Source organism: Pseudoalteromonas sp. CNAT2-18.1 (assembly GCF_022347865.1).
Classification (GTDB): domain Bacteria; phylum Pseudomonadota; class Gammaproteobacteria; order Enterobacterales; family Alteromonadaceae; genus Pseudoalteromonas; species Pseudoalteromonas ruthenica.
Genome location: NZ_JAKRFR010000002.1, coordinates 450,831 through 464,154 on the forward strand (window position 1 = coordinate 450,831; position 13,324 = coordinate 464,154).

Annotated in this window: 14 protein-coding genes; 10 read left to right on the top strand and 4 right to left on the bottom strand. The window is 45.0% G+C overall.

Annotated features, from left to right (window positions below; genetic code table 11):
- Positions 1-276 precede the first annotated feature (276 nt).
- Positions 277-837, bottom strand: a complete 561-nt coding sequence (locus tag MHM94_RS05445; RefSeq protein WP_022946524.1) for a type 1 glutamine amidotransferase domain-containing protein — start codon at positions 835-837, stop codon at positions 277-279.
- Positions 838-1,276: 439 nt separating this feature from the next.
- On the opposite strand from MHM94_RS05445, the gene MHM94_RS05450 reads away from it, so the two are divergent.
- From MHM94_RS05450 to MHM94_RS05465, 4 genes are all read left to right on the top strand, one after another.
- Positions 1,277-1,492, top strand: a complete 216-nt coding sequence (locus MHM94_RS05450; RefSeq protein ID WP_022946522.1) for a hypothetical protein — start codon at positions 1,277-1,279, stop codon at positions 1,490-1,492.
- 45 nt (positions 1,493-1,537) lie between these two features.
- Entirely contained in the window at positions 1,538-2,890 is a 1,353-nt protein-coding gene (astB, locus tag MHM94_RS05455; RefSeq protein ID WP_235418947.1) for an N-succinylarginine dihydrolase, read from the top strand.
- Between the two features lie 99 nt (positions 2,891-2,989).
- A complete protein-coding gene (locus MHM94_RS05460; RefSeq protein ID WP_022946520.1) occupies positions 2,990-3,664 on the top strand; it encodes a lytic transglycosylase domain-containing protein in 675 nt (224 codons plus the stop codon).
- A 92-nt stretch (positions 3,665-3,756) separates the two neighbouring features.
- Complete coding sequence (locus tag MHM94_RS05465) at positions 3,757-4,296, top strand: DUF2937 family protein (RefSeq protein WP_235418946.1); 540 nt, start codon at positions 3,757-3,759, stop codon at positions 4,294-4,296.
- On the opposite strand, the gene MHM94_RS05470 is transcribed toward MHM94_RS05465, so the two are convergent.
- Positions 4,268-5,149 carry a LysR family transcriptional regulator gene (locus MHM94_RS05470; protein ID WP_235418945.1) on the bottom strand — a complete coding sequence of 294 codons (882 nt, stop codon included), beginning with the start codon at positions 5,147-5,149 and terminating at the stop codon, positions 4,268-4,270. The genes MHM94_RS05465 and MHM94_RS05470 overlap by 29 nt on opposite strands.
- 142 nt (positions 5,150-5,291) lie before the next feature.
- On the opposite strand from MHM94_RS05470, the gene MHM94_RS05475 reads away from it, so the two are divergent.
- Positions 5,292-5,984: a haloacid dehalogenase type II gene (locus MHM94_RS05475; protein ID WP_026111338.1), complete on the top strand. Its 693-nt coding sequence runs from the start codon at positions 5,292-5,294 to the stop codon at positions 5,982-5,984.
- 3 nt (positions 5,985-5,987) lie between these two features.
- On the opposite strand, the gene MHM94_RS05480 is transcribed toward MHM94_RS05475, so the two are convergent.
- Positions 5,988-6,557 (bottom strand): DUF922 domain-containing protein, encoded by a 570-nt coding sequence (locus MHM94_RS05480; RefSeq protein ID WP_022946516.1) that lies wholly within the window; start codon positions 6,555-6,557, stop codon positions 5,988-5,990.
- A gap of 223 nt (positions 6,558-6,780) precedes the next feature.
- Between MHM94_RS05480 and MHM94_RS05485 the strand changes: the two genes are divergently transcribed.
- Positions 6,781-7,524, top strand: coding sequence for an EAL domain-containing protein (locus tag MHM94_RS05485; RefSeq protein ID WP_235418944.1), 744 nt, complete (start codon positions 6,781-6,783; stop codon positions 7,522-7,524).
- A 17-nt stretch (positions 7,525-7,541) separates the two neighbouring features.
- Here MHM94_RS05485 and MHM94_RS05490 read toward each other — a convergent pair whose 3' ends face one another.
- The gene (locus MHM94_RS05490) at positions 7,542-8,855 is read right to left on the bottom strand and encodes a PAS domain-containing methyl-accepting chemotaxis protein (protein ID WP_235418943.1); all 1,314 of its coding nucleotides are present in this window, start codon (positions 8,853-8,855) and stop codon (positions 7,542-7,544) included.
- A 231-nt stretch (positions 8,856-9,086) separates the two neighbouring features.
- Between MHM94_RS05490 and MHM94_RS05495 the strand changes: the two genes are divergently transcribed.
- The 4 genes from MHM94_RS05495 to MHM94_RS05510 all read left to right on the top strand — a co-directional run bounded on the left by MHM94_RS05495 (position 9,087) and on the right by MHM94_RS05510 (position 13,306).
- The gene (locus MHM94_RS05495; RefSeq protein WP_218939690.1) at positions 9,087-10,310 is read left to right on the top strand and encodes an HD domain-containing phosphohydrolase; all 1,224 of its coding nucleotides are present in this window, start codon (positions 9,087-9,089) and stop codon (positions 10,308-10,310) included.
- A 132-nt stretch (positions 10,311-10,442) separates the two neighbouring features.
- The gene (locus MHM94_RS05500) at positions 10,443-10,724 is read left to right on the top strand and encodes a PepSY domain-containing protein (RefSeq protein WP_022946512.1); all 282 of its coding nucleotides are present in this window, start codon (positions 10,443-10,445) and stop codon (positions 10,722-10,724) included.
- On the top strand, positions 10,724-11,251 hold the full coding sequence (locus tag MHM94_RS05505; RefSeq protein ID WP_151172633.1) for a cytochrome b/b6 domain-containing protein: 528 nt from the start codon (positions 10,724-10,726) through the stop codon (positions 11,249-11,251). Before MHM94_RS05500 ends, MHM94_RS05505 begins: the two co-directional genes overlap by 1 nt.
- A gap of 993 nt (positions 11,252-12,244) precedes the next feature.
- Entirely contained in the window at positions 12,245-13,306 is a 1,062-nt protein-coding gene (locus tag MHM94_RS05510; protein ID WP_235418942.1) for a hypothetical protein, read from the top strand.
- Positions 13,307-13,324 lie beyond the last annotated feature (18 nt).

Genomic DNA, 13,324 nt, shown 5'->3' on the forward strand with positions numbered 1-13,324 from the left:
TTACATTCCATAACACGCCCTGTTGGATAGGTTTTCGGGCGTTTCACCTATGAGCATGTCCAATGTGGTGACGCATAAAAAACCCATATGGCTATTAAGAAGAAATATTAATACCCAAAAAGTAGCGCTTAAGCACCGGCGGCTGCTGCATTAATATAAAAAGCCTCGCTGCATTTACTCGTGGGGTTTAATAAAAATGCTGTTTCATTTATTGCTTCTACAAAAAAGCCAGCAGTGAGGCTGCTGGCTTTTATATTGAGAAGTAAATGGGGATAATTATTCGCTGTGGCGACCTTCCCATACCTCTTCAACTAGTTTTTTGTTAAAGGCTTGCAAATCGCCGGGCTTACGGCTGGTAACCAGGCCATTATCCACCACAACTTGCTCGTCTACCCAATTGGCTCCGGCGTTTTCTAAGTCGGTGCGTATGCTTGGATACGAGGTGACTTTGCGCCCTTTTAGTTTATCAATTTCCGCTAGCATCCACGGACCGTGGCAAATAGCTGCAACGGGTTTGATGTAATCTTCTTGGAAGAAGCCATCCACAAAGCGTTTTGCTTCGGTGTCTTGGCGCAGTGCATCGGGGTTAAATAAGCCGCCGGGCAGTACTAGGGCGTTGTATTCAACCGCGCTGACTTCTTGCGCTAGCTTATCTACTTTTATTTCTTCGCCCCAGTGGTCGTCCTCCCAACCTCGAATAGTGCCTGGCTTAATAGAGATAATGTCTACCTCGGCACCGGCATCGAGTAACGCTTTACGAGGAGATACCAGTTCGCTTTGTTCGAACCCATCAGTGGCTAGGATGGCTACTTTCTTACCTGCTAAAGGTGTACTCATATTAATCTCCTTTAAATTAAACACATTTAAGTATGAGCAGCCATCGTGCCAAATTAATAACCTACTGAAATTAATAACTTTTATAGTTTTTAGATGTGTTTTTAATGACAGCTTGCCTGCAAAGCTTTCAGGCTTTAATGAAACACTTACATGACTAAACGACTGCTGCTTAATACTTGCACACACTGTGCAAAAGCATGGTGCAACCACAGTTAAAAATGACCCAAAACAGTGCTTAACGCCCCTTTTAAATACTTCCATCAAGCTATAGGCCTATGTATTTATTACTCTTTGCATTAGTGGCACAGATTATTCATTAGCTACAGCGTCACCCACCTCAGGAGCGCCGTTATGCAACAGCTACGTGAAACCCTTTACCTACTTTGGCATTTCGATATTAGTATTTGGCAAATTCATGACTATGCGCAGGGTCAAGACGATGAATAGCCTCGCGTCTGTCATGCCCCGCTTGTTGAATAAGCAAATTAGCGTCTCGCAAGCGGCCGCTCATACTAAGCTCTCTAAACGGGAAATATATAAGGCGCTGCGAATGCACGACCAAAGCTCATCGCGAGGCACTTTGCTCAAACGGCGCCAGCAGCTATTAAAACAACTCAATGACGTTGACATTGCACTTGCACAACATCACCGCTAGGTTTAAAGCTGCCCTTTACTGTTACAGGCATTTTTAAGGAGTACTATGCACAGCTATGAAGTAAACTTTGACGGCTTAGTGGGCCCCACCCATAACTACGCCGGATTGTCTTTTGGTAATGTTGCCTCTAAGCGTTTTGCAGCGCAGCCATCTAACCCTAAACAAGCGGCCTTGCAGGGGCTTGAGAAAATGCGCACGATGCGCCAGCTGGGTTTACACCAAGGTGTACTGGCCCCTCACGCACGCCCTCATATGGCATTGTTAAAGCAGCTGGGGTTTACTGGCTCGGATGCACAAATACTCGAAAAAGCGTACAAATATAACCCGACTTTATTAAGTGCGTGCTTTTCTTCATCAGCAATGTGGAGTGCGAATGCTGCCACCGTATCCCCCTCAAGCGACAGTGCCGATAACCGCGTTCATTTTACGGCGGCCAATTTAAGCAATAAGCTGCATCGCTCCATTGAAGCCCCAACTACGGGCCGGGTATTACAAGCAACGTTCGCTAATTCAAACTATTTTGCCCATCACGCCCCCTTACCTGGGCACGACCATTTCGCCGATGAAGGCGCTGCAAATCATACCCGCTTATGCCCAAAGCACGGCGATAAAGGCTTGCATTTATTTGTGTATGGGCGTGAGGCCTTTAGTGAAGGCAGTGTGAAACCACAAAAATTCCCTGCTCGCCATACCCTTGAGGCCAGCGCTGCGATTGCTCGCTTGCACCAGCTCGATGATAGCCAACAGCTGTACATTCAGCAGAATCCAGAGGTGATCGACCAAGGCGTATTTCATAATGATGTCATTGCCGTTGGTAATGAGCAGCTACTTTTTTGCCACGAGCAAGCCTTTTATAAGCAACACCAAGCCCTGGATACAATAAGCTCTACTTACAGTGCACTGTATAACGACGCCCATCGCCTTAGTATTGTTGAAGTACCCACCGAGGCGGTGAGTGTTGCCGATGCCGTGAGCAGTTATTTGTTTAATAGCCAGCTTATTACCCTGCCTAGCAATGCCACAGCGCTGATTGCGCCGCAGGAGTGTGCTGAGAACCCAGCGGTTAAGGCGTATTTAGATGATTTACTCACTCAGCCAGATACCTTGGATGAAGTTCATTACGTGGATATTAAACAAAGTATGCAAAATGGCGGTGGCCCAGCTTGTTTGCGCTTACGAGTGGTGTTAACTGAGCAGGAATTGGCTGCCACAAACCCAGCCTGTTTATTCTCTGATAAGTTACATCACACCCTAAGTGATTGGGTGAAGCGTCATTATCGTGACCAGCTATGTCAAGACGATCTGCGCGATCCGCTGCTAATCCAAGAATCTTACGCCGCCTTAGATGAATTAACTAAGCTTATGAATTTAGGCAGTATTTATGATTTTCAGCGGTGATCGCTTAGCGCCTTAAAGCGATCGTGTAATGGCTATTTATCAGCCAAAAGGCTGACCCTGTGCTAGGCTTAAAGAACGTTTATCACAGGGTTTGGCACTATGTTGTTAACGCGCATCATCTTCGCCTCCAGTATTTGGATGGCCTGCTCCATATCCGCCTTTGGCGCCAACGATCCGGTGATCTACCACTATTACAACAGCGAGGGCATTGCGGTATTCACCGATCAAAAACCAAAAGTCAGTGGCTTTCGTGTTGTTGAAGTAAAATGCCAACGCTGCGAGCAATCGCGTTATCAAAGCTGGTATTCAACCCCATTGCACCCCTACAAGTTTCGTCAAACCCTGTACGAAGAAGCGCTCAAAAATGACTTAGATGTGGCGTTGTTACAAGCCATTGTGCATGCCGAGTCGGGCTTTAACCCTAATGCGCAATCACATAAGGGCGCCAAAGGGCTGATGCAACTCATGCCTTTACTAGTCAAAGCCTACAACATCGATAACCCCTTCGATCCCGATAGCAATATTGCTGCTGGCAGCGCCTATTTTGCTAAGCTATTAAAGCGCTTTAAAGGAAATACGAAACTGGCCGCAGCGGCCTATAACGCCGGCCCTGGCAACGTTGCCCATTACAGTGGCGTGCCTCCTTTTCAGCAAACCCGCGACTTCGTTAAACGTGTCGATATTCTCCATAATCGTTACCGCCAACATCAACAGCTATTAACTTTAACAGTACCGCGCCAATACCCGAACGGATTGCTCAGTGCAGCGCGCTAGCTACGCTAAGACATACCAATTGTGTGAGTGAAGTGATAACTTAATCATCATAACTGGGGTCAGTGCGGCAATGTGCCCGTAGATGGATGTGTATGCTTAAAGATATTATTCGTTGGTGTCGTCATTATGTGCGTTTGTGCGTGTTTTTTATTGCCGCGTTGCTGGGTTTGCAAGTGCCGGGCTTTGTTGACGATTATGGCCATGCACTGCGTGCAAGCAACGACGAGGTAACTCAGGCCATTGCCCCGTTTAAAGACGACGCCAAGCAATTCTTTAATGGCTCCTTAGAAAAATTGTTGGCTCACTATCAACAAAGTGACGACCGCATTTATGCCAAAGGCGGTGACAATTTAGCCCTACTCTTGGAGCGCCAAGAGCAACTAGAGAACGCAGTAGCGGATTATCAAAGTAACCCTTATTGGCACTTGCTGACTGCGCCGGTGATTGATGTTGGCCAGTCGGTATGGCAATCCTACCGCCCGCAAATCCAACTGAATATGGCCTCTTTAGGCAGTGCCTTGGTGGTGGCGTTAATGATTACTTGGTGTGTTGAGGGGCTGTTTATTTTATTAACCAGTGCCCTGCTCGCTGTGCTATCGCTGTTTATAAATGTGCGAAGCACATCTTCATAAAATCACAAAACACTTCAACTCTGCGCGTGGCTAAAGAATGTTGCGCGCGCAAAAACCACACCGGCGCTTGTGGGTTGACAAGCGCTTGAGGCAAGACTTCGACTAATTCACCGCCGTCCAATGCCTGCTTAATGGCTATTTGTGATTTTATGGCAATACCATGGCCTGCCAGTGCCGCCGAGGTCATGTTATCTGAATTCGAAATGGTAAAACGAGTACGGGCATTATAAGTGCGCACCTGTTTGCCCACCTGCAGCTTAAATTGCCGTTGCCAAGGTAAGCACACAAAATAATGCTGCTGTAGTTGTGCAACACTCTGTGGCATACCGTAACGGGCAATATAGCTAGGTGCGGCGCAAAGTAAACGGTGGTTATCCACCAGTTTGCGCGCAAGCAAACCTGAGTCGGGCAATTGTCCAACGCGAATAGCCACATCCTGACGCGTTTCAACGATATTGACAAAGTGGTCGGTAATATTGAAATCCAAGGTTAATTGCGGGTATTGCTGTTCAAACTCACCCAGTCTCGGCATAACAAACTGAGAAAAGACCCAAGGCGGCATGGTTACTTTGAGTACGCCCGCCACCGTGGAGCTACGCGCACCTATTTCAAATTCAGCGTCGTACAGCGCTTCTAAAATTCCCTCAATTCGCTGGTAAAAAATCTCTCCTTGCGGTGATAGCTTTAACGAGCGCGCATCACGAAAAATAAGCACACTGCCTAAATGGCGCTCTATTTTAGCCAGCCGATGGCTGACCGTGGCAGGCGACAGCCGCAGCTGTTTAGCGGCATTCACAATGCCCTGATGCTTAATGATGGCAATAAAGGTTTCCAAGTCGGCGGTGCTATACATGATTTAATTATTTCGAATTTAAGTTTCGTTATTTAGCACTATATGTAAAAAAATTAAATCAATAAACTGATGAAAACACACTATGGAGACCACCATGCGTAAGTATTTCGTCATTCTCACTCTAATTTTTGGAGTTTTAACTATGCCCGTAAGCTATGCCCAACAACGACCTAAAGTTATCTTTTTTGATGTTAACGAGACCCTGCTTGATCTTGAAGCAATGCGCACCTCAGTTGCTGGGGCATTGGATGGCCAGCAACAATTGTTACCGCTGTGGTTTTCAACCATGCTACACCATTCACTGGTGACAACGGTCAGCGGCGACTATCAGGATTTTGGTGATATTGGCGTTGCCGCATTGCAGATGGTGGCAAAAAATCAGGGGATTGAACTTTCAAAGCAGCAAGCAAAACAAGCGATCGTGCCTGCTTTATTAAGCTTGCCCGCGCATGCTGATGTAAAACCGGGGTTACAGCGCTTAAAAGATAACGGCTTTACCTTAGTGAGCTTAACTAATTCATCAAATTATGGCGTGAAAACCCAGTTTGAACATGCAGGACTAACAACGTATTTCTCGCAGCGCCTGAGCATTGAAGACCTGCAAATATACAAACCGGATCTTCGCGCTTATCAATGGGCACTGAAAAAGCTAAACGTTGCGCCCGAGCAGGCGCTGATGGTTGCAGCCCATGGCTGGGATGTGGCCGGAGCTAAGGCGGCGGGTATGCAAACCGCCTTTATTGCGCGCCCAGGCAAACAGCTTTACCCTTTAGCCCCAGCGCCTGATTATGTAGTTAACAGTGTTGAGGAGCTCGCAACCCTGTTAACCCCTTAACGGCTAATTGGGTGTGGCTTGGAGATGATCCACCAGCCACGCCTTTTCAGTGCGGCCATGATTGGTTTGCTCGTCGTATGCTTGCAGTTGCTGCGCTAGTTCTTGTTTCAGAGCATTGCCGATAAGCGCTGCCTGTTGTTCAATCACGCGGCAACTGCCCAACTCGGGAATGGCCTCTAGTTGCTCGTCTATGCGCTGTGCCATCGCCTTTATCATACGACCATGTTCATGCTCATGCTCGGCCAAATACGAAAACCACTGTGACCACGCTTTTTTCACACTCTCAGTACTATCTGTTAGTTGTGGCAGCGTGTATTCCAGCTCTAACGTAGTGGTTACCTTATTAATATCACATTGGCGTGACTTACTATCAAACCAAAACTGCCAGCGGATGTCGTAGTAGGTGTAACCATGCACAACCTTGTTATCACGTTTTACCGGCGAAGCACTATCGAGTGCGTGTAAAAGACCATCGGGCGCGTCGGCGCTGACGGCATAGTTTTGTGTGGTTTCATCAATGACAAGTTGAGCATGGAGCGAGAATGAAAAAAGTAAAAAGATGAGATAGCGCACAAGAGTTCCTTTTTGGCGTTGGCTTGTTAACGCCGCTATTTTATCAAGTACGTGGGTTTGTACCACTAAAAGATAACAATTGTGTGAAATATCATAAATTTGCTGCCAACTGTGGAGATTATGCTCAGGTCTTTCCAAAAATCATCGACTTAGCTTGTACAGCCCACAAATACCAGCTAGTGTTAATACTAGTGTTTGAAGTTAATAATAAGAGAATTCATTGATGGCATCTCAGTGTCGCCGCTGCATTAACACGCCCCCTCTCCCTTTTGACTTTACCATGGCGTTCCAACCCATTGTTGATTGCCAACAAGGCGAGGTATTTGGGTATGAAGCGCTTGTGCGTGGCGTTAACAATGAACCCGCCGGTGCGGTAATAAGCCAGCTCACCGATGAAAATAAATATATGTTTGATCAGCACTGCCGTATTAAAGCTATTGCCTTGGCTGCCAAGCTGCAAATACCCTCGATGCTGAGCATTAACTTTTTACCGAATGCCATCTATGAACCTGAACGATGTATCAAAACAACTCTGGAAGCCGCTGAGCGTTACCAGTTTCCTATCGAGCGAATTATGTTCGAGTTTACCGAAGCTGAAAAGGTAGGTGATGCGCACCATATCAAACGCATCGTTGAGTATTATCGTAAATTGGGTTTTATGACCGCCACGGATGATTTTGGCGCCGGTTATTCAGGACTTAACCTATTAGCTGACTTTCAAACCGACATTGTTAAATTAGACATGTTGATGATCCGCAATATCGACCAGGATAAAACCCGACAGATCATCATAAAAAACTGTGTGAATTTGCTGCGTGAGCTGGGTATTCAGGTGCTTGCCGAGGGCATTGAAACAGAGGGCGAATATCATTGGTTGCGAGCAGCCGGCATTCATCTAATGCAGGGTTATTTGTTGGCTAAGCCCCAGTTTGAAGGGCTCCCAGAGGTACATATACCGAGTCACTAAACGCTTGAGCGGCTGCCTTAAGACAGCCGGTTAGCAAATTGTGATACCGCATCCACGACTTTTTGAGACGCTTCGCGTATTTCCTCAATCACCGCACTGGCATCATTGACTTTCTCAGCAACCTCGGTGGCTGTGTCTTTATTTTCACCTATGGTTTGCACCGCTTCCAAGGTCAGTTGCGCGTTATCATTGACCACTCCAATGATTTCCTCGGTCGACTTTGAGGTTCGCGAGGCCAACTCTCTAACCTCATCGGCAACGACCGCAAAACCGCGCCCAAGCTCACCTGCCCGCGCAGCTTCAATGGCGGCGTTAAGTGCCAATAAGTTGGTTTGCTCGGCGATGCCGCTGATGGCTTGAACAATTTTATTTATTTGCGCCGATTGCGCTTCAAGGGCATTGATCTTCTCAGACGCACTGTCCATTTTTGCTGCTAATTGGCTCATAACCGCTGCGGTTTCTTCCATAATGGCGGCCCCACTGCTGGCACTACTTTGAGTGTTAATTGAGGTGTCGTAAGCAATTTGAGCAGCATGATTTACCTGGCTTTCGCGCTCTACTTGCGCAGTGATGTCGGTGGCAAACTTAACTATTTCATAGAGCTGACCATGGCTGTCGAAAATGGGGTTATAAGAGGCTTCGAGATAAATTTCTCGTCCCTGCTTGTCGATACGCTTAAAACGGTCGGCAATGTAATCTCCACGATTGAGCTTTTGCCAAAACTCACGATACTCATGGCTATTTGCCAGTGCCGGCTCACAAAACATGCTGTGGTGCTTGCCTTTGACTTCTTCAAGGCGATAACCCACAGTGTTTAGAAATAAATCGTTAGCGTCGATTATATTTCCTTGAGGGTTAAAGCGGATCACAGCCATAGAGCGCTCAATAGCGTTGATGACATTTTCATTGTGCCTTGAGGTATTAATGGTGCGGGTTAGATTCGATGCGAACAGGTCAAAGTGCGTACAGCGCCCGCTGGCATCCACAATCGGCTGCAATACCACACGTAACCACAAGTGCTGGTCATTGTTTTGCATTTCCAAAGCACCAGCCCAGTGTTTGCGCTGAGTTAGCGCATTTTTAAGTGCCTTATAGTGCTCTGTGTTGCGCGCCAAATTTGGTACGAAGTCGAGCAACGCCTTGACCTGCCACGCGTGGCTGCTAATCTGAGTCTCAGTTTCAAAAAGTGTGTTGGCAGAGATAATCACTCCCTGCAAATCCAAGGTTAGATGGATCATCTCTTCACTTAAACTAGAGAATATTTGCTTGTAAATGAGCACTTCATCTTGCAAGCTTTTCAGCTCAGCGAGGTGACTTTTTCGCAGAAACATGGTGGTACCATCAAAGTAAATAATAATAGAGCTAGCGTTTAAGAACGTTTTGCATGGTGTGGTGGATCATAAAGCAGCTTATCGCAGCATTATTTGACATAGCGCATAACATTCTCCTTAAGTTGAATGCTCACCCTTTGATTTATTATTGTATTATTATGCAGATATAACGAACAGTAAAATGCGACGAGTATAAAAAATGGGTTCATCGCACATTTTTAAGAGCAGTACATGAGAGGGCTAAGTCGAAATCAAATAGTTGGCCTTTATGCTGTTATTGGCACTCTTTGGATAGTTTCCAGCGATTGGTTATTGGCATTAGTATGGGGAGATTTCGAAGACTCGTTGGCGCTATCTATTGGCAAAGGAGTGAGTTTTGTCCTGCTAATGTCTATCGCCTTGCACTTTTTACTGAAGAAGCTCAATAACGCTCAAACCTTGGTCTCTGCCGCCAAGAGCGATGAGCAGCTGCTCCTATATAAATTACCTAACTACTTTAAACACATGCCTATTGTCACCTACGCCATTGAGGTGACTGCTCAGCGCAGCCAAACCGTATGGGTGAGTGACAATGTCAGCAAAGTGCTGGGATACCAAGCTGAGCAAGCAATGGCGATGGGTTGGTGGTCGAAAAGTCTACACCCAGACGATAAACTCCGTGCTCAAGAAGAAAGTCATCGTATTATCGGCGCCGGTGGCGGACACCACTATTACCGCATCAAACACAAAGATGGCCACTATATTCATATTCACGACGAAATGCACTTGGTGAGCGGCTCTCTCCCGCAGCGCTATATTGGTATTTTGTGCGATATTAGCGCCGAGGAAGGCGCACTTAATCAGGTAAGACACTATTCTAGCCGGTTGGAAAATACCGTACTTGGCACGGTTGAAGCTATCTCGAGCATGGTTGAACTGCGCGACCCCTACACGGCTGGCCACGAGTCCAGAGTGGGTGATTTAGCGGTGCAAATTGCTAAGCAAATGCAGCTCAACGCCGACACTCAATACGGTTTACGCATTGCAGGCTTAGTGCATGATATTGGCAAAATCAGCATCCCCTCTGAATATTTGACCAAACCCACACGCTTAAGCCACAGCGAGTTTGCCATTATTAAAACGCATGCTGAGCATGGCTATCAAATTTTAAAGAGTATTCCTTTTCCTTGGCCTATCGCCCAAGTAGCTTATCAGCACCATGAGCGCATGGATGGCAGCGGCTACCCGCAAGGCTTGAAAGGCGAGGATATTTTGCTTGAAGCGCGCATTATTGCCGTTGCCGATGTGATTGAATCAATGGCCACATCTCGGCCCTACCGTCATGCGCTGGGACTGGACGCTGCCCTTGCGGAAATAGAAACTAACGCCGGTAAATTATATGATCCCCAGGTTGTTAAAGCAGCGTTGAGCTTATTTCGTGAGCAAGGCTACCAGCTTTCGCAGCCCACCAACTAAGCTTAGCAACGCTGATAGTGTTTTTGGTTTGTAGGCGGCATCAGATACTTTGCACATTTATTGATCAAGCGCATTGATCATCTGCCCCAGGTTTGTTTTAGTGATACAACAGCAAAGAAGGAGAAATGGGTTATGTATATTAAACGAACTCTATCGCTTGCAGCAGCGATGTTAATACTATCTGGCTGCGGTGTTGCTAATGATGTCACCGTTTGTACTGATGCGCCACAAAGCCAATGGCTGGATCAAAGCGACTTTAAAACAACACTGCAAGCCAAGGGCTATAGCATCAATGAGTTTAAAGTGACCGATGGCAGCTGCTATGAGATTTATGGCACCGATAAAGATAACAACAAGGTTGAAATTTACTTTAACCCAGTAGACGGCTCGGTAGTTAAACAAGAAGCGCATTAGTGAGCAGCACAATCAAAATATGGGACCCGGTGGTACGTATCGTCCATTGGTCCCTTGTCGGCATCTTTATTACTAATTACTTCATTATTGAGGCCGGTGGCACATGGCATCAGTGGTTGGGTTACAGCGCTGGTGTTTTAGTGCTACTGCGGCTAATTTGGGGCCTCTTTCCCTCGGGCTACGCCCGTATCCGCGCAGCCGCTATCAACCGCGCTGCGATAAGCGCGCACATCACTCACCTCAAAGAGCGCCATATCCCTACCGAATCCGGCCATAACCCTATTGGCTGGCTTATGGTGTTTGCAACTTGGCTGCTATTTATTGCACTTGCCGTTACTGGATTTATGCTTGAGGAAATCGATGCCCTATTCGGTAACTCACTACTGCAAGACATCCATGCCTTGGCGGCTAATACTCTGTATGCCATCGCCATTATCCATATTATTGCGGTTATCGTGGTTAGCTGGTGGGGGCGCATCCCGCTAATACCGCCCATGATTACCGGGCAACGCAAAAAGCGTGACTAGCCTTTGGCGAATAGGTTGAAAGCCTAAATTTAAGCTTTTGTAGGTAGTGCCTTTAGGTGCGACCAATGCCATTGCCTTCATGGTCCTAAGCAACCATTTCGCGAGTTAAACAGGCAAGCTCGGCAGTTACCTTTATTCTTAAATCAGCTCAATGTGTTAGTATGCTTAGTGCATATTCTTTGCCGAGCAATTTGCATCATCGTATGCCGCTAAGCAGCGTTAAAAACAGACACTTTTTCGCGAAAAAACATACACATATTTATATACACAGCGCGACGATTAAGAAGACACATACTAACAACAGGCAAAGTAGTAAAGCAGCAAAATACTGATTTATATGGAAAAGCAATAATATGGCAGAACTCAGAAACGACAATGACCAGCGTACAATCTACTGGCACGATTATGTGAATTAAAGTTCAAGCTATTGTTTTAAATGTTTTTTCTTACACTCCCCTATAAAAACATACACACTTAGATACTCACATGGATTTTATAGATTTGTAGGAAACAACCCCGGACCTGAAATTAGTTTAGTCAGTCTTTTACCTCGTGTTCAGCTGGTGACTGTCAATACCTTGCACGAGGCAACAACGGTTCCTATCACTCGCTGCTAGGCATAAGAACCTATAACAGGTTTAAACACAGTAGTTTCCTCACAAGCTTCATGCCCGAGATAAATAAGTTTTGGTAACTCATACTGATTTTGACACTAGCTCTAAGGCGTCCCAACCTGGCAGGACAAGCAACAACTAGCGTATAGAAGATAATCAATACATTGACGTAAAACCAATCAACTCTCCTATGTAATTTTGTGCACTTTCTATTAAGTGAATTCTCGGATAGAGTAATTCTAAACAATTGTAATTTCATGTTGTTATGTGTAGCTTATAAATAATATCAAAAGTCGTATTTTGATATTTCTGGCTATAGGCGCACTGAGTGTTAACCGGAATTATCGGTATTACGCTGTTAAACGAATAAGGAACGTTAGTGTCGTTATCTAAAATTATTGACGAGTACGATGAGCAACTTTCTCTAAATGAAGAGATGGCTCAATCTATGGTGGCTTTGATCTCGGCTTTATTAAGCAATGATTCAATAGTGCCTCACTCTGTATCATCAAGGGTTAAAGACAAGAATAGTCTCTCTCGGAAAATAATAAATAAAGATAAATATTCTTCTATCCAAGACATTACAGATATCGTAGGAATCAGGATAATTTCAAATTATTCTGATGAAGTGGACCAAATAGCTAAAATTATCGAAGATAACTTTGCTATAGATACAAAAAACTCTATCGATAAAAGAGCATCTTTAGATCCAGACAGATTTGGCTATTTATCGTTGCACTACGTTGTTTCAATTTCACAAGATAGAGAGCAGTTAGTTGAGTACCAGAGATTCAATGGAAGAAAGGTTGAAATTCAGATTCGCTCTGTGTTGCAACATGCTTGGGCTGAAATTGAGCATGACATAGGATACAAATCTACAATTGAAGTGCCTAAGCAAGTAAGAAGGCAATTTTCTAGGTTAGCTAGTCTTTTAGAATTAGCAGATGAAGGCTTCGTTAAAATTAAAGAGGAGTTAAATGACTATCAAAATGACATAGAAGAAAATATTAGCTCTAACCCCGATGAAGTGGATATTGATTTAGTCACAATTTCAGAGTTCTTAAATAAAAGTGACCTTGTAGATGAATTAGATCGGAAAGTTGCTAAAGAAGCCAAAGTTAATTTAAAAGAACTGGATTCAGATTTTGTTAGCCTACACTTAAAATATCTACAGTATTTCAATATCACAAAGATATCAGAACTTATTTCAACCATTAATGAGAATAAAAAGAATATAATCCTTAGAGCTAAGGATATTAATGGGGAGGTTGGTAGCGTGAGTAAAGGTATATCTATTTTCTATCTTTACCATATTCTAGCAGCCAAACTAGACAACAGAGGAAAAATAGTAAACTTTTTAGATCAGATGAATTTATGTAGTGAAATTGATAGAGAAGACTTTGCCGACTATCTTATTGATTTGAGTGACAAATTCGTATAACAAGTAAGTCATCCAGAA

Excerpts from the sequence above, each read along its gene's own strand:
- MHM94_RS05445 (WP_022946524.1), bottom strand. The coding sequence starts at position 837 with ATGAGTACACCTTTAGCAGGTAAGAAAGTAGCCATCCTAGCCACTGAT.
- MHM94_RS05450 (WP_022946522.1), top strand. The coding sequence starts at position 1,277 with ATGAATAGCCTCGCGTCTGTCATGCCCCGCTTGTTGAATAAGCAAATT.
- astB (WP_235418947.1), top strand. The coding sequence starts at position 1,538 with ATGCACAGCTATGAAGTAAACTTTGACGGCTTAGTGGGCCCCACCCAT.
- MHM94_RS05460 (WP_022946520.1), top strand. The coding sequence starts at position 2,990 with ATGTTGTTAACGCGCATCATCTTCGCCTCCAGTATTTGGATGGCCTGC.
- MHM94_RS05465 (WP_235418946.1), top strand. The coding sequence starts at position 3,757 with ATGCTTAAAGATATTATTCGTTGGTGTCGTCATTATGTGCGTTTGTGC.
- MHM94_RS05470 (WP_235418945.1), bottom strand. The coding sequence starts at position 5,149 with ATGTATAGCACCGCCGACTTGGAAACCTTTATTGCCATCATTAAGCAT.
- MHM94_RS05475 (WP_026111338.1), top strand. The coding sequence starts at position 5,292 with ATGCCCGTAAGCTATGCCCAACAACGACCTAAAGTTATCTTTTTTGAT.
- MHM94_RS05485 (WP_235418944.1), top strand. The coding sequence starts at position 6,781 with ATGGCATCTCAGTGTCGCCGCTGCATTAACACGCCCCCTCTCCCTTTT.
- MHM94_RS05490 (WP_235418943.1), bottom strand. The coding sequence starts at position 8,855 with ATGTTTCTGCGAAAAAGTCACCTCGCTGAGCTGAAAAGCTTGCAAGAT.
- MHM94_RS05495 (WP_218939690.1), top strand. The coding sequence starts at position 9,087 with ATGAGAGGGCTAAGTCGAAATCAAATAGTTGGCCTTTATGCTGTTATT.
- MHM94_RS05500 (WP_022946512.1), top strand. The coding sequence starts at position 10,443 with ATGTATATTAAACGAACTCTATCGCTTGCAGCAGCGATGTTAATACTA.